We start from the raw sequence: 13,774 nt of genomic DNA on the forward strand, positions 1-13,774 counted from the left end.
TGCGTCAGGGTAGGGTCGGCCGCTGGCCGACCATCGCGCAAAGCGCGGGGTTTTCATGGCTTGGCCGCAGAGCAGCCGACCCGCGGTCGGCTCTACCACGGGCGATGTCGGCGCGCCGGCTGGCCGCTCAACTGGACGTGCCGTCAGACTTTCCCAGCAGCCCGGCGATGCGCTCGGCCACCTGGGCGCGCACGCCTTCATCCAGCTGCCCTTCGTACATCGCCTCGTAGATCCACAGGCCGTCGGCCGCCAGGCGCGCCACGAAATTGTCGAGCGTCGTCGGATCCACATTCCCGGCCTCCGGCGCGGACGGTGCCCAGCGCTGAACCGCCGGGCCCCACGGACGCTCGCCCGCCTCCGGGTCGGCCGACTCCAGCATGAACATCAGTTCGGCACGGGTGGCACTCTGCGCCGAGACACGCACGAAGGTCTGGTAACGCTCCAGCGCCGAGGCTTCGTCCGCACGCTTGCCCAGCAGCGTCTCCATGGACGCCTCCCAGGCCTGCACCAGGTGCTCGTCGATCCCGCGCAGCAGCGCCTCGCGGGACGGGAAGTGGTAGAGCAGGCCGCCACGGGTCAGCTTGGCCTCGGCCGCCACCGACTCGAAGGTCACCGCACGCACGCCGTCACGATTGATCACGTTGACCGCGGCGTCGAGGATGCGCTCCCGTTTGCTGGTTCTCATGGCGTCATTTTACGCGATCGGCGGCGCCCTCGCGGCTGCCGGCCCGGCCACGCAGCAGATGTGCCAAGATCGTCGCGCCCAGCGCCAATACCGTCGTGATCACCAGCAGCACGCTCTGGTAGGCGCGGTCATATGCCGCCGCAGCCAGTGCGAACCAATCACCCTGCCCGCTCTCGCGCGCGGCATGCAGCGCCTGGGTGAAACCCTCGCGGGCAAGCGCGGGCATATCGGCCGAGACCGGCAGGAACGCGCTGTACATCGCGGCACTCAGGCTGCCCAGCATCGCCACTGCCAACAGGCCACCGAACTCGTAGGACACTTCTTCCACCGACGAGGCCATGCCCGCCCGGTGCGCCGGCACATTGTTGAGGATGGCGGTGGACGCTACCGAGATGGCCGAGCCCATGCCGAAGCCGGTGATCGCCATGCCGGCGACCACCCAGCCAAGGCCGTGCGGGAAGCCGAACGCCACCACGCCGACGCCCAGCGCGCCCGCAGCCAAGCCGCCGCAGATCAATGGGCGCAGGCCCACCCGGTGCAGGATGCTGCCGCCCAGCAGCGCACTGGGCAGGCTGCCCAGCGCCGCCACCGACACCAGCACGCCCGCCTGCAGCGGCGTAAAGCCCGCCACCAGCTGGAAGCGCTGGGTGGTGACCAGCTGCAGGCCGGCCATCGCAAACAGGGTGAACACTGCCGACAGCGTGCCGGCCAGGAATGCCGGGTTGCGGAAGATCGCGAAGTCCAGCAGCGGGTACGGCAACTGCTGCTGGCGGCGTGCGAACGCCGCACCACTGATGACGGCCAGCAGCAGCGCGCCTGCGCCCAGCGCATACGACGGCAGCGTCGCGATCAGCGACTTGATCGCCAGCACCAGGCCGGACAGTGCAGCCAGAGCCAGCAGCGACGAAACCAGGTCCCACGGCCGCGAGGTGTCGCGCTGGCCTTCCGGTGCCAGCAGCAGCGTGGCCACGAACGCGACCACGACCACCGGCACGTTGATCAGGAACACCGAGCCCCACCAGAAATGCTGCAGCAGCCAGCCACCGATGATCGGGCCGAGCGCCGCACCGACGATGGCCACCGAACCCCAAATGGCGATGGCGATGTTGCGTTCGCGCTCTTCGTGGAAGCTCAGGCCGATCAGCGCCAGCGTGGCCGGCATCATCGCGGCCGCGCCGACGGCCAGCAACGCGCGTGCGGCAATCAGCTGCGCTGCGCTGGCTGCGAACGCCGCTGCCAGCGACGCCACGCCGAACACCACCAGGCCGATCAGGAACATGCGACGGTGGCCGATGCGGTCGCCCAGCGTGCCCGCCCCCAGCAGCAGGCCGGCCATCACCAGTGGATAGGCATTGATGATCCACAGCGCCTGGCCGGCGCTGGCCGAGAGTTCCCCAGTCAGTGTGGGCAGTGCGGTGTAGAGCACCGAGTTATCCAGCGTGACCAGCAGCAGGCCGGCGGCGACGGTGAACAACAGTGCCCAGCGACGGGCACGCGACAGGGCCGGAGCGCCGGCCAAGGGCTGGGACAGAGCCATGGGAGAACCTGATGGGATGAAGTACCACCGTAACTATACAGGATGTCCGGTATAGTTACAGAAACTGTACCACCGGTTCAGATTGGGGTCCGGCCAATGTTCATGTTGCCGCGCCGCGCCTGCCGAGTGTGGCCGGTGTCAGGGATCATCACCGGCAGTGTTCCGGCAGCGCGGCGATGGCTGATACCACGGCCGCCTGCATGCCCTGCCCTACGGCCATGTCCAGCTCCCCACCTGTATTCCCATGCTGGCGCCGCAGTTCGTCCTCGCACAGCCCCCGCACCCGCGCCCGGGCATTGGCGCGCAGGCTGCTGCACCGCCAATCGGTGCCACCCAGCGGCAACACCGAATACACCACGCTGTTGCAGGCATTGCCGGCCCGCTGCTGCAACGACACCCCATCAAAATCTCGTGGTTCGCTGCTGCGCTGCGGGTCGAAGTAGCTGTCCGGGAACGTGCGTGCGTACTGTTCAATGTCCACGGCCATGCTGCGGCCAGCAGCCAGCGGCATCTGCAGCGGCTGGCCGCACGGCGTCGCATCGGCGCGATGCTGGATGTACTGGTAGATCGGCCGGTCCAGCGTTGGATCCTGCTGGGTCACCGCACTGACCGCCGCCAGCACTGGCAACGACGCACGATTGGCCATGCGCGCCAGCAGCCCCGCCTGCGCTGGCTGGCAGCGGTCGCGCACTGTTGCCGCGAGCAGGAACAGCACGTCATTGCGAAACGCGTGGTCATCGCCCAGGCGCTGTTCGATGCGCTGGCTGGCATCGGACGCCGGTGCCGGGAACGCGACTGCGGGCGGCGCAGCGGGTGCAGCCCGCCGCTGCCACCACGCCAGCAGCACAACCGCGCCCAGCAGCACCCCGGCAGCCAGGACCCAGCGCCGCCGCATCAGTTGTGGATCGCCGTCAGCGTTGCCGCTGCGGCATCGTAGGAGGCGCTGGCGATGTCCGCGTCGAAGCGCTTCACCTGCAGGCGGCCGGCCAGCCGGTACGGATCCCACAGATCGCCCAGCGCGATCGGCGTCGCCAGGGTCACGTGGATGATCTGGTTTGGCGGCGGTGGCGGCACGTGGATGCAGGCCCCGTAGAACGGTACGAACAGCAGTTCATCCACCAAGCCGGCATCGTTGGTGCCGAGCGGTACCACGTAGCCATCCAGATCCACCGCGCGGCCATCGGCAGCATCGACCACGCGCGAGGAGCCGAACTGCTTGGCGCGATCGGGGCTGGAATGGTCGATCTCCAGCCCCGGTGGCGTGCCGGAGCCGGTGTCGTCGATCAGCCCGCCCACCCCGTCCATCCCATTGCGTGACAGGCCGATCTGCGGTGGCGGGCGCTGATAGGTGACTTCGTCGGGCCGCAACGCGTCCCAACGGTCGATCGGGGCTTCGGCCGTGGCGGAGGGCGCCGGCTTGTCCTGCGGCACGACCGCCACGGCATCGCCGCCCGGCGACGTACAGCCCGCCAGCCACAGGCATCCCAGCATGAGCAAAAGGGGGCTACGGTTCATACGGCCTCAGCTCCGCATCGCGCATGGTGTACGCCGAGCCGGCCAGATCGTCATCCAGCCGCTCGGCACGCAGGGTGCCGGCCAGGAAGAACGGCGAGTACATGTCCGGCATCTCGATCGGGCGCGGCAGCACCACGTGCACGATCTGGTTCGGCGGCGGCGGCGGCACGTGGATGCAGGCGCCGTAGTACGGCACGAACAGGAATTCGGTCAGCCGCCCGTCCTGCGCATTGGCTAGAGGTACCACGTAGCCTGGCAGGCGCACCGGTCGCTGCAGGACCGTGTCCACCGTGCGGAAGGTGCCGAACTGCGGCATGCGCCGGTTGCCGTTGTGCTCGACCTCCGGGCCCTCGCCCCGCTCCAGCGCGGCCAGTTCGTCCTCGGGCATCATCTGCAACCAGTCCAGCTCCTGCTCTGCCGCAACCGAAGCGTCAGCGCGGTCGACAACCGGCGAAGGTGGCAAGGCCTGCACACCGGAATCCACCGGCCGCTCACAGGCGGCCAGCGCCAGCACCATCGGCACTACCCGCATCCATCGCATGCTCAGCCTCCCGGTGAAAGGCCATCGGCCAAGGTGCGCCGGTAAGCCAGCAATGCCGGCACCAGCCCGGCCACTGTGCTGATCAGCAGCACCCCCGCCACCCATCCCAGCTCGCGGCCATCCGGCCACACATGGCTGATCGACAAACCGAAGGTGGCCAGTACCCAGCCGCGCCCGGCAATGCTGGCGACCACCAGCAGCGACAGGGCCAGCACGCACGCCACCGCACTGGTCGCCACCGCTTCCACCACCAGCAGGCCGGCGATGTAACCCGGCCGTGCCCCGGTGGCACGCAGGATGGCCATCTCACGCCGCCGCTCCTGCAGGGTCGAGACAAGCAGCGCCACCAGCGAAACCATGCCCAGCAGCACCACCATCGCACTGATCAGCTGCAACGCCCGCTCGGCGGTGCCCAGCGACTGCCATAGCTGCTGCAGCGTCACGCCGGGCAGGATTGCCAGCATCGCCTCGTCCGGGTACTCGTTGATCCTGCGCTGCACCGAGAACGTCGCGATGCGCGAGTTCAGGCCGAGCATGAAGGCGGTGATGCCGGTCGGGGTCAGGTCCAGATGACGCGCCTGCTCGGCGCTGACGCTCTGGCTGCGCAGCTGCACGCCCGAGCGCCAGTCAACATGGATCGCCTCGATGGCCGCCAGCGAGACCAGCAGCGACGAGTCGACCGGCGTGCCGGTGCGCTGCAGGATGCCGGCGACACGGAATGGCTTGTCGGCGTGCCTGGCCAGGGTGACTGCGCCGGTGCCGTGCGACAGCACGATCTCATCGCCGAGGACGACCTTCTGTGCCTGTGCCACCTCGGCACCGATCACCACGTCATACAGGTCATCGAACGGCCGTCCGCTCGCGAACGCAAGCACGTGCCCGGCGCCGTAGCGGTAGTGCTCGAAATAGGCATCGCTGGTACCGACCACGCGGTAGCCACGCCAGGAATCGCCCAGCGAAAGCGGCACCGCCCACTTCACCTGCGGCATTGCGGACAGCGCCTGGTAGGACTGCCAGGACACGTTGTTGGTCGGGTCGCCGATATGGAACACCGAGTACAGCAGCAGGTTCACCGGCCCCGAACGCGCACCGACGATCAGGTCGGTACCGGACACGGTGCTGGCGAAGCCTTCGTGTGCCTGCGTGCGCACGCGCTCGACGCCCAGCAACAGCACCACGCTGAGGGTGATGACCAGCACGGTCAGGCCCACGCTCAACGCACGGCTGCGCAGGCTGGCCCAGGCAAGCTCAAGCATGGCCGGCACCTGCCTGGTTGATCTGAGACAGGGCAATCGTGCGGTCGAACAACCGCTCCAGGCTGTCGTCATGGCTGACCACCAGCACCGTGGTGCCGGCTGCCTGGCACTGCGCAGACATCAGCTGCAGGAACGCGGTGGCCGCGTCGCGATCGAGCGCCGAGGTTGGCTCATCTGCCAGCAGCAACGCCGGGCGGCCGATCAGGGCGCGTGCCGCCGCCACGCGCTGCTGCTGGCCAACGCTGAGTGTGCCTGCGCGCCGCTGCATCAGCGCCGGGTCCAGCTGCAGGGCCTGCAGCAGGCGGGTGATCTCGGCATCCAACGGCCCACTGATGCGCGCGCTGCGCACGCGCGAGAAGCGCAGGCCCAGTGCGATGTTGTCGCGCACGCTCAGAAACGGCAGCAGGTTGAACTGCTGGAAGATCACGCCCAGGTGGTCGGCACGGAAGCGGTCGCGTGCGGCGCCACGCATCGCCTGCAGTGCGTGGCCGGCGACCTCGACGCTGCCCTTGCCGGGCAGCAGCACGCCCGCCAACAGGCCCAGCAGCGTGCTCTTCCCACCGCCACTGATCCCGCTCAGCAGCACGCTGCTGCCCTGCTCGATCCGCAGCCGCGGCACATCCAGCACCAGGCGCCGGCCATAGCCGAACTGCACGCCATCCAGCGCGATCACCGGTCGCAGGCTCACGGTGCCAGCACCACGCGCAGATTGTCCGCAGTCAACACGCTGCGGTTCTGGCCACGTCCGGTGGCGCTGTTGACGATCACTTCGTGCAGGCCCGGGAACAGTGCGGGCAGGCGCACGACCATGGCCCGCAGCTCGGCCGGCCTGGCGCAATGGTACTGCAGCGTTGCGCTGAACCCCGCGTGCCGGTGCTGGCCTGGCGGCGGCGCGGCAGCCGACGCATCGAAGCCCTCGGCCTTGGCATCGTTGCCGGAAAGGCGGCAGCCCGCCGCGGTAGGCAGGGTGACCCAGCTGCCCCCCTTCAACAGCGCAGTCGCTCGCGCCAGCGCGGCCTGCTCTGCCGCATTGGCTGGCGGCCGCTCGAAATCGAGGATGCCGATGCCGGGGGCCTGCAGGGCGAACTCCAGCGTCTGCTGGTCAAGCGCAACATCGACGGTGGCCTGGCCGTGCACATGCGCACCCAACTGGCGAACGTCATGGGCCTGCGCGGTGCTGGCCGCCAGCAGCAGGAAAAGAGCAGCAGAAGACTTCATGGGGGATGCTCCAATTGTTACTCTGTAACATTATGGACCACATCCCCACGACGCCCGCAAGGGCCTTGGCCCAGCCGCCACGTTCGGCACGCTGGCACCCCCGCTTCGATCTTGCCGGGGCCTGGCTGTCCCTGGCCTGCGCCGCCCACTGCATCGCCCTGCCCCTGCTGCTGGCCTTCGTGCCGGCCGCGATGATGGCGCTGCGCTCGTTCCAGCATCCCGGCCATGGCGCAATGACATTGCTGCTGATGATGTCGCGCTGGGAATGGCTGTTCGCGCTGCTGGCCTCGTCGCTGGCCTTGGCGAGTACCTCGGCCGGGGTGTATCGGCACGGGCGCGGGCGGCCCCTGCGGCTGGCGTGCGTCGGCGCGATCCTTCTACTGTCAGCCTCGCTGTACCTGCCGCTGAAGGAATCACTGCTCTGGCATGGCGTCACCACCGCGTGCGGCGGCATGATGCTGGCGGCAGCACACATCGGCAATCGGCGGGCGCTGCACAACCGCTAACACCGGCTGCGGGTCGGTTGGAACACGCCATCCACGCATGGCGTGGATCTACTGAAGCATGCAACACAGCCAACGGTAGTGCCAGCCGCTGGCCGGCAGCTGCGGTGATCCGTCAGGTGGGAAAAGCCGGCCAGCGGCCGGCTCTACCCCTCCTTATTCGTCAAACGGACGCTGCCCCAGCGTCTGCGTGACGTGGTCGACGAAGCAGGTGATGCGCGCGGCCAGCGCGGTGTTGCGGTAGTACACCGCATTGATCGGCTGCCGCACCTCCTGCGTCTGTTTGCCGAACAGCTGCACCAGGCGGCCCTCGCGCCGGTCCTGGCGGGTCAGGAAGTCGGACAGGCAGGCGATGCCCAGCCCGGCCACCGCCATCTGCCGCAGTGTCTCGCCACTGGATGAAGCGATCGCCGGCGCGATCACGAAAGGCCCACCATCGGCATCCTGCAGCGGCCATTCGTTCAACGAACTGGGCTGGGTGAAGCCCAGCAGGTCATGCTCGCGCAGCTGCTCCACGCGCGTGGGCGTGCCGTGCCGTCGCAGGTACTCGGGGCTGGCCACCACGCGGATGCGACTGTGGCCGATCGGCCGCGCATGCAGGGTCGAATCGCGCAATACGCCGATGCGGAACGCCACATCGGTGCGCTTTTCGATCAGGTCGGTGATGCCCTCGTTGGAATTCAACTCCAGCTCCACCTGCGGGTAGCGCTCGCGGAAGCCCTCCAGCAGCGGCACGATCACGTGCAGCATGAACGGCGTGGCCGCGTCCACGCGCAGGCGCCCGACCGGCTGCAGCCGCCGCGCCGCCATCTGTTCCTCGGCCTCGTCAACCGTGGCCAGGATCGTGCGCGCGTACTCCAGGAACGCCGCGCCTTCCTCGGTCAATTCCAGCCGGCGCGTGGTCCGCCGCAGCAGCGTGGTCTGCAGCTTGTCCTCCAACCGCGCCAAGGTGCGGCTGGTGGCCGAGATGGTCAGCTCCAGCGCCTCGGCCGCCGCCGTGATCGAGCCACCATCGACCACCGCCACGAAGGCCTTCAGCTCATCCAGGGTGGTTTTCATTATTTACCTCGTTGCAAAAGCATTTCCCGTATACACGGCTTAATCAACAAATGTAAAGCGCCCACACTTCGCCCTGTCCCGAGCCCGCCGGCTCTCAACGAAGTCCCTGGAGTCCCCCATGAGCGTTCCTTCCTTTGGCGTCGGCACCTTCCGCCTGACCGGCCAGACCGTCATCGACTCGGTGCGCAACGCGCTCGACGTCGGCTACCGTGCGATCGATACGGCGCAGATCTACGGCAACGAAGCCGAGGTCGGCCAGGCCATCGCCGAATCCGGCGTCCCGCGCGACCAGCTGTTCCTGACCACCAAGATCTGGGTCGACAACTACGCCGCCGACAAGCTGATCCCGAGCCTGCGCGACAGCCTGGCCCAGCTGCGCACCGACTACGTCGACCTGCTGCTGATCCACTGGCCGGCGCCGGGCAATGGCGTTGAACTGCGCGAGTACATGACCGCGCTGGCCGAAGCCAAGACGCTGGGCCTGGCCCGCCAGATCGGTGTGTCCAACTTCAACATCGAACTGACCCGGCAGGCCATCGAGGTGGTCGGCACCGGCGAGATCGCCACCAACCAGATCGAACTGAGCCCCTACCTGCAGAATCCGGCACTGACTGCTTTCCTGCAGGACCAGGGCATCACCGTCACCTCCTACATGACCCTGGCCTACGGCAAGGTGCTGAAGGACCCGGTGCTGGCCGCCATCGCCGACAAGCACCAAGCCACTGTAGCCCAGGTCGCGCTGGCGTGGGCGCTGCAACGGGGCTACGCGGTCATCCCGTCCTCGACCAAGCGCGAGAACCTGGCCAGCAACCTGCTCGCCCAGGACCTGCGCCTGGATGCCGACGACATGGCCGCGATCGCCGCGCTTGACCGCAACGGCCGCGAAGTCGATCCGCCGGGCCTGGCCCCGGCCTGGGACTGAGGAGCCTCGCCATGGGCAGTGCGTTGGCGCGGCTGCAGGCCGGGGGTTTCAGCATCGGCATCGAAGCACCGCTGGACAATGACTGGACGCCGCTGGGCGAACAGGCGCGACGCGCCGCGCGACGCCTGCCCGGCGAACCGGACCTGCAGCGCCATGCGGAGCTGGCACGGCTGGCCGACCGCCTCGGCTTCCGTGCGCTGTGGGTACGCGACGTGCCGGTGTACGACCCGGCCTTCGGCGATGCGGCGCAGGTGTTCGAGGTGTTCAGTTACCTCGGCTACCTGGCCGGCATCACCGAGCACATCCTGCTGGGCACCGGTGCGGTGGTGCTGCCGATCCGCGAGCCGTTGCTGACCCTGAAGTCGGCGCGCAGCGTGCAGCGGCTCAGCGGCGACCGCCTGCTGCTGGGCGTGGCCAGTGGCGACCGCCCGGTGGAGTACCCGCTGTTCGGCCGCGACTTCGACAGCCGTGGCAGCCGCTTCCGCGAGCAGATCGCACTGTTGCGCGAAGGCGCCGCCGCGCACCTGCCGCAGGGCCTGGATGTGCTGCCCGCGGATGGCCCGGCCCTGCCGCTGTTCGTGGCCGGCCTGGCCCAGCAGCAACCGGCGTGGATCGGCCAGCACATGGACGGCTGCCTGGCCTACCCGGGCACGCCACAGGACCATGCGCAACGTGTAGCGGCCTGGCGCGCCGTGGCCGGCAACAAGCCCTATGCGAGCTTCATCCACCTGGACCTGGTGGCCAATGGCAATGCCCCCCTGCAGCGCTGGCGCTTCGGCCTGCGCGGCGGCCGCAACGCCCTGCTGGCCGAGCTGCGCGCCATGCAGGCGACCGGTGTCGACCACGTCGGCCTGCAGTTCCGCCGTAACGAACGGCCCCTGGCCGAAACCTTCCACGAAATCGCCGAGTACGTGCTGCCGCACTTCCCGGCCCATGCCCGCGCCGCCGCGACGGCCTGACAGCTACCGGAGCTTTGCCATGAAGATGAAGACCCTGGCCGCGCTTGCGCTGGCCACCCTGCCGCTGTCCTTCCAGGCCACCGCCGAGGATTGGCATCCCTCTGCCTACGGCGCCAACGACGAGATTGGCGCGGCCAACCTGCTGACCGCGGACGTGGTCAAGCACGCGGTCTCGCTGGTCAGGACCGGCAAGACCTATCCGCTGGCGGTGCCGGTGGACAAGAACCTGCCCGCGTTCCGCCACCGCAGCTTCCGCCTGTACAACGTGCAGGTCGGCCAGCAGGCCGGCACCTCGCTGGGCCCCAACAAGTTCACCTTCAACGATGAACTGGTGAACGCCTGGACCGGCGTCGGTACCCAGCTCAACGGCATCGGCCATATCGGCATCGACAACGTCTACTACAACGGCAACAGGGCCGCCGACTTCGTCACCGTGGACGGCGTGCGCAAGCTCGGCGTCGAGAAGGTGCCGCCGATGGTCACCCGCGGCGTGGTGCTGGACATGACCGAGTACTACGGCAAGGCGATCGTGCCCGGCGGCACCGAGTTCACCGTGGCCGACATCCAGGCCGTGCTGAAGAAGCAGGGCCTGAGCCTTCGCAAGGGCGACGTGGTGCTGTTCAACACCGGCTGGCTGGAACTGATCGGCAAGGACGACACGCAATTCCTGCAAGTGGAACCGGGTATCGGCATGGAGGCCGCGAAGTGGCTGGCCGACCAGGGCATCGTCGCCTTCGGTGGCGACACCTGGGCCTCGGAGGTCTACCCGGACCCGAACGGTGCCGAGGAATTTCCGGTCAACCAGTACATGCTGGCCAAGCGCGGCATCTACAACCTGGAGCTGATCGACAGCCGTGCCCTGGTGCGCGACAAGGCCTGGGAATTCCTGTTCGTACTCGGCCAGCCGCTGTACGTCGGCTCGACCCAGGTCAACATCAACCCGGTGGCGATTCGATGAACGCTGCCACCGACCTGCCCGTGTTCGCTGGCCGCCGTTTCCGCGTCTGCTATGACGGCCTGGCGGCCGACAATGCCTATAGCGCCGATGGTCGCCACGTGCAGTACGTCATCGTCTCCGGCGCCTATGCCGGCGCACGTGGCGAAGCCGCCTGCGAGTGGCAACAGATCAGCGACGGGATCTATGCCATTTCGTGGCAGGAAGCCGACGGCGCCACGGTGGTGCATGTCGACGACTTCGTGGGTGGGCGTTCGCTGGCCTGGTTCACCGCCCCCGATGGGAGTTTCCATCGCATGCAGGGGCCGCTGCACGCGCTGTGATGCCGGCCAGCGGCCGGCACTACCCAAGCAATACCCCACTCTGTTTGACCGGGCCCGGTAGTGCCGGCCGCTGGCCGGCAACTTCGGCCTGATCGAACACGCCAGCCACCCAGTCGATGAACACCCGCAACCGCGGCGACGGCGTGCGGTTGCGCGGGTAGACCAGGCTCAACGGGCTTGGCGTCGGCGGCGCGTCCGGCAACAGCTCCACCAGCTGCCCGCGCGCGATGTACGGGTCCATCCGGTAGCGCGGCGCCTGGATGATGCCCAGGCCGGCCAGCGCGGCACCGAGGAACGCATCCGCGCCGGACACACGCACCCGCGCCGGCAGCGGCAGGTAACGCACCTGCCCGCGCTGCTGGAACTCCAGGGGAATCAGCTGGCCGGTGGCGCTGGAGCGATAGCCAACCATTTCATGCCCGTCCAGCCGTGACTCGATGCCGCCTGGGACGCCCTTGGCCTGCAGGTAGCCCGGCGCGGCCACCGTCACCTCGCGCAGCATCGTCAACCGGCGCGCCGCCAGATCGCTGTCGGCCAGCGTCCCCACCCGCAACGCCGCATCCACGCCTTCGCGCAGCAGATCGACATAGCGGTCGCCTTCGCTGACGTCCAGTTCGATCTCCGGGTAGCGCTGCAGGAATTCCGGCAGGCGCGGAAACAGCAGGTGCCGGCCCAGCGTGCCGTGCACTTCAATGCGCAACGGGCCGCGTGGCGGCGCGTCACGGAACGCAGCTTCGGCATCGTCCATGTCGGCGATCAGGCGCAGGCAACGGCCGTAGAAGGTTTCGCCTTCCAGCGTCGGCACCACCACCCGCGTGCTCCGGTTCAGCAGGCGCACGCCCAGCCGCTGTTCGAGCGCCTTGATCGCGTCGGTCACCGTGGCCCGCGGCAGGCCGAGGTCCTCGGAGGCGCGGGTAAAGCTGCGGCGCTCGACGATACGGACGAAGGCGCGCATGGCCGTGAAGCGGTCCATTGTTCGGCTATCCGGATGATGTTGGCGGATTATGCAGGATTATCCGAACGGGCAATGGCGCGAAGATGGCCCTGCGCCACTCCGGCGTGCCCACTGGAAACCACCATGACCCCCTCCCCCGTCCGCTCTGTCGCCCTGGTTACCGGCGGCTCCCGTGGCATCGGCGCCGCCATCTCCCGACGGCTCGCCGCCGACGGCCATGCAGTCGCCATCAACTATGCGGGGCGCCGCGACGACGCCGAAGCCTTGGCGGCCGAACTCGGCGCAGCCGGCGCACAGGCCATTGCGCTTCAGGCCGATGTCGCCGATCCGCAGGCGGTGCGGCAGCTGTTCGACGCCATCGAAGTCCGCTTCGGCGGCATCGACGTGGTGGTCAACAGCGCGGGCGTACTGCAGTTGGCACCATTGGCCGACACCGACGATGCCCTGTTCGAGCGGCTGATCGGCATCAACCTCAAGGGCGCCTTCAATGTGCTGCGCGAAAGTGCGCGCCGGGTGCGCGACGGTGGCCGCATCATCACCCTGTCCACCAGCGTGGTCGGCACCCGGCTGGAGAACTACAGCGTGTACGCCGCCAGCAAGGCAGCGGTGGAGACGATGGGCGCAATCCTCAGCAAGGAGCTGCGCGGGCGCGACATCACCGTGAACGCCGTGGCGCCGGGCCCGACCGCTACCGACCTGTTCCTGGACGGCAAGTCACCGGAACTGATCGAGCGGCTGGCGAAGATGCCCCCCCTGGAGCGGCTGGGTACGCCAGAGGACATCGCCGGTGCGGTGGCCTTCCTGGCCGGTGCCGATGGCGGATGGATCAATGGCCAGGTACTGCGCGCCAACGGTGGGATGGTGTAGGTCGCGCGGACGGCATCCACGCATGGCGTGGATCGCATCTGCGCGTGGCTCGGGGATTCGGTAGCGCCGAGCCTACGCTCGGCTGCTCTTCGCGCGAAGGCCAGACGCATCCGAGCGTGGGCTCGGCTCTACAGCAGGGTCAGGCGATACGCGCCTCACGGCGGTGATGCACCCAGTAGTACGACGTGGGCAGTACCAGCAGGGTCAGCAGCATCGCCGACAGCAGGCCACCGATCACCACCACCGCCAGCGGCTTCTGGGTCTCGGCGCCGATCGCATGCGAGGTGGCCATCGGCAGCAGACCAAACATCGCCAGCAGCGCGGTCATGAGCACCGTGCGCAGGCGCTGCAGCGAGCCCTGCACCACCGACGGCAGCAGATCCATGCGCACAGGAGGGCAGCCAACACAGCCGCAAGACAAGGGGAGAAATTCATGCGCGTCACGGTAAGGTGACGCACTTGCGCCAATCTTGCCCCAA

General features: G+C 68.3%; 16 protein-coding genes and 1 pseudogene. 6 read left to right on the plus strand and 11 right to left on the minus strand.

Translation table 11 applies throughout. The annotated features are described in order from the left end of the window. Positions 1-127 precede the first annotated feature (127 nt). The 8 genes from ACM0PY_RS02580 to ACM0PY_RS02615 form a co-directional block, all read right to left on the minus strand. Entirely contained in the window at positions 128-685 is a 558-nt protein-coding gene (locus ACM0PY_RS02580) for a TetR/AcrR family transcriptional regulator (protein ID WP_134971091.1), read from the minus strand. Between the two features lie 4 nt (positions 686-689). After that, positions 690-2,222, minus strand: a complete 1,533-nt coding sequence (locus ACM0PY_RS02585) for an MFS transporter (protein ID WP_180884290.1) — start codon at positions 2,220-2,222, stop codon at positions 690-692. A 148-nt stretch (positions 2,223-2,370) separates the two neighbouring features. Continuing rightward, positions 2,371-3,117: a hypothetical protein gene (locus ACM0PY_RS02590; RefSeq protein WP_180884288.1), complete on the minus strand. Its 747-nt coding sequence runs from the start codon at positions 3,115-3,117 to the stop codon at positions 2,371-2,373. Continuing rightward, complete coding sequence (locus ACM0PY_RS02595) at positions 3,117-3,737, minus strand: DUF3299 domain-containing protein (RefSeq protein WP_180884286.1); 621 nt, start codon at positions 3,735-3,737, stop codon at positions 3,117-3,119. Before ACM0PY_RS02595 ends, ACM0PY_RS02590 begins: the two co-directional genes overlap by 1 nt. After that, positions 3,727-4,278 carry a DUF3299 domain-containing protein gene (locus ACM0PY_RS02600; protein WP_180884284.1) on the minus strand — a complete coding sequence of 184 codons (552 nt, stop codon included), beginning with the start codon at positions 4,276-4,278 and terminating at the stop codon, positions 3,727-3,729. Before ACM0PY_RS02600 ends, ACM0PY_RS02595 begins: the two co-directional genes overlap by 11 nt. Before the next feature lie 2 nt (positions 4,279-4,280). Beyond that, positions 4,281-5,534 (minus strand): ABC transporter permease, encoded by a 1,254-nt coding sequence (locus ACM0PY_RS02605; RefSeq protein WP_180884282.1) that lies wholly within the window; start codon positions 5,532-5,534, stop codon positions 4,281-4,283. Continuing rightward, positions 5,527-6,222 (minus strand): ATP-binding cassette domain-containing protein, encoded by a 696-nt coding sequence (locus tag ACM0PY_RS02610; protein WP_180884280.1) that lies wholly within the window; start codon positions 6,220-6,222, stop codon positions 5,527-5,529. The genes ACM0PY_RS02605 and ACM0PY_RS02610 overlap by 8 nt, the downstream gene beginning before the upstream one ends. After that, positions 6,219-6,752: a ZrgA family zinc uptake protein gene (locus ACM0PY_RS02615; protein ID WP_180884278.1), complete on the minus strand. Its 534-nt coding sequence runs from the start codon at positions 6,750-6,752 to the stop codon at positions 6,219-6,221. The genes ACM0PY_RS02610 and ACM0PY_RS02615 overlap by 4 nt, the downstream gene beginning before the upstream one ends. A 32-nt stretch (positions 6,753-6,784) precedes the next feature. Here ACM0PY_RS02615 and ACM0PY_RS02620 point away from each other — a divergent pair, with 32 nt between their 5' ends. Continuing rightward, positions 6,785-7,258, plus strand: coding sequence for a MerC domain-containing protein (locus ACM0PY_RS02620; RefSeq protein WP_180884302.1), 474 nt, complete (start codon positions 6,785-6,787; stop codon positions 7,256-7,258). A gap of 153 nt (positions 7,259-7,411) precedes the next feature. On the opposite strand, the gene ACM0PY_RS02625 is transcribed toward ACM0PY_RS02620, so the two are convergent. Beyond that, positions 7,412-8,314 (minus strand): LysR family transcriptional regulator, encoded by a 903-nt coding sequence (locus tag ACM0PY_RS02625; RefSeq protein ID WP_134971083.1) that lies wholly within the window; start codon positions 8,312-8,314, stop codon positions 7,412-7,414. Positions 8,315-8,432: 118 nt separating this feature from the next. On the opposite strand from ACM0PY_RS02625, the gene dkgB reads away from it, so the two are divergent. The 4 genes from dkgB to ACM0PY_RS02645 are packed head-to-tail and all read left to right on the plus strand — an operon-like array spanning position 8,433 to position 11,473. Further along, a complete protein-coding gene (gene dkgB, locus ACM0PY_RS02630) occupies positions 8,433-9,236 on the plus strand; it encodes a 2,5-didehydrogluconate reductase DkgB (protein ID WP_180884276.1) in 804 nt (267 codons plus the stop codon). A gap of 11 nt (positions 9,237-9,247) precedes the next feature. Beyond that, entirely contained in the window at positions 9,248-10,195 is a 948-nt protein-coding gene (locus tag ACM0PY_RS02635; protein ID WP_414609336.1) for a TIGR03571 family LLM class oxidoreductase, read from the plus strand. A 19-nt stretch (positions 10,196-10,214) separates the two neighbouring features. Beyond that, a complete protein-coding gene (locus ACM0PY_RS02640; RefSeq protein WP_219633200.1) occupies positions 10,215-11,153 on the plus strand; it encodes a cyclase family protein in 939 nt (312 codons plus the stop codon). Next, a complete protein-coding gene (locus tag ACM0PY_RS02645) occupies positions 11,150-11,473 on the plus strand; it encodes a MoaF-related domain-containing protein (protein WP_134971077.1) in 324 nt (107 codons plus the stop codon). The genes ACM0PY_RS02640 and ACM0PY_RS02645 overlap by 4 nt, the downstream gene beginning before the upstream one ends. Before the next feature lie 19 nt (positions 11,474-11,492). On the opposite strand, the gene ACM0PY_RS02650 is transcribed toward ACM0PY_RS02645, so the two are convergent. After that, the gene (locus tag ACM0PY_RS02650; RefSeq protein ID WP_235646775.1) at positions 11,493-12,446 is read right to left on the minus strand and encodes a LysR family transcriptional regulator; all 954 of its coding nucleotides are present in this window, start codon (positions 12,444-12,446) and stop codon (positions 11,493-11,495) included. Between the two features lie 105 nt (positions 12,447-12,551). Between ACM0PY_RS02650 and ACM0PY_RS02655 the strand changes: the two genes are divergently transcribed. Next, the gene (locus tag ACM0PY_RS02655; RefSeq protein WP_134971073.1) at positions 12,552-13,295 is read left to right on the plus strand and encodes an SDR family oxidoreductase; all 744 of its coding nucleotides are present in this window, start codon (positions 12,552-12,554) and stop codon (positions 13,293-13,295) included. A gap of 139 nt (positions 13,296-13,434) precedes the next feature. Here ACM0PY_RS02655 and ACM0PY_RS02660 read toward each other — a convergent pair. Continuing rightward, positions 13,435-13,680: pseudogene (locus ACM0PY_RS02660) on the minus strand (efflux RND transporter permease subunit); the annotation flags it as partial. Positions 13,681-13,774: the final 94 nt, after the last annotated feature.

It is taken from the genome of Stenotrophomonas sp. BR163 (assembly GCF_047520985.2).
GTDB classification, from domain to species: Bacteria; Pseudomonadota; Gammaproteobacteria; order Xanthomonadales; family Xanthomonadaceae; genus Stenotrophomonas; species Stenotrophomonas sepilia.

Coding starts and splice junctions, on each gene's coding strand:
- ACM0PY_RS02580 (WP_134971091.1), bottom strand. CDS start 685: ATGAGAACCAGCAAACGGGAGCGCATCCTCGACGCCGCGGTCAACGTG.
- ACM0PY_RS02585 (WP_180884290.1), bottom strand. CDS start 2,222: ATGGCTCTGTCCCAGCCCTTGGCCGGCGCTCCGGCCCTGTCGCGTGCC.
- ACM0PY_RS02590 (WP_180884288.1), bottom strand. CDS start 3,117: ATGCGGCGGCGCTGGGTCCTGGCTGCCGGGGTGCTGCTGGGCGCGGTT.
- ACM0PY_RS02595 (WP_180884286.1), bottom strand. CDS start 3,737: ATGAACCGTAGCCCCCTTTTGCTCATGCTGGGATGCCTGTGGCTGGCG.
- ACM0PY_RS02600 (WP_180884284.1), bottom strand. CDS start 4,278: ATGCGATGGATGCGGGTAGTGCCGATGGTGCTGGCGCTGGCCGCCTGT.
- ACM0PY_RS02605 (WP_180884282.1), bottom strand. CDS start 5,534: ATGCTTGAGCTTGCCTGGGCCAGCCTGCGCAGCCGTGCGTTGAGCGTG.
- ACM0PY_RS02615 (WP_180884278.1), bottom strand. CDS start 6,752: ATGAAGTCTTCTGCTGCTCTTTTCCTGCTGCTGGCGGCCAGCACCGCG.
- ACM0PY_RS02620 (WP_180884302.1), top strand. CDS start 6,785: ATGGACCACATCCCCACGACGCCCGCAAGGGCCTTGGCCCAGCCGCCA.
- ACM0PY_RS02625 (WP_134971083.1), bottom strand. CDS start 8,314: ATGAAAACCACCCTGGATGAGCTGAAGGCCTTCGTGGCGGTGGTCGAT.
- dkgB (WP_180884276.1), top strand. CDS start 8,433: ATGAGCGTTCCTTCCTTTGGCGTCGGCACCTTCCGCCTGACCGGCCAG.
- ACM0PY_RS02635 (WP_414609336.1), top strand. CDS start 9,248: ATGGGCAGTGCGTTGGCGCGGCTGCAGGCCGGGGGTTTCAGCATCGGC.
- ACM0PY_RS02640 (WP_219633200.1), top strand. CDS start 10,215: ATGAAGATGAAGACCCTGGCCGCGCTTGCGCTGGCCACCCTGCCGCTG.
- ACM0PY_RS02645 (WP_134971077.1), top strand. CDS start 11,150: ATGAACGCTGCCACCGACCTGCCCGTGTTCGCTGGCCGCCGTTTCCGC.
- ACM0PY_RS02650 (WP_235646775.1), bottom strand. CDS start 12,446: ATGGACCGCTTCACGGCCATGCGCGCCTTCGTCCGTATCGTCGAGCGC.
- ACM0PY_RS02655 (WP_134971073.1), top strand. CDS start 12,552: ATGACCCCCTCCCCCGTCCGCTCTGTCGCCCTGGTTACCGGCGGCTCC.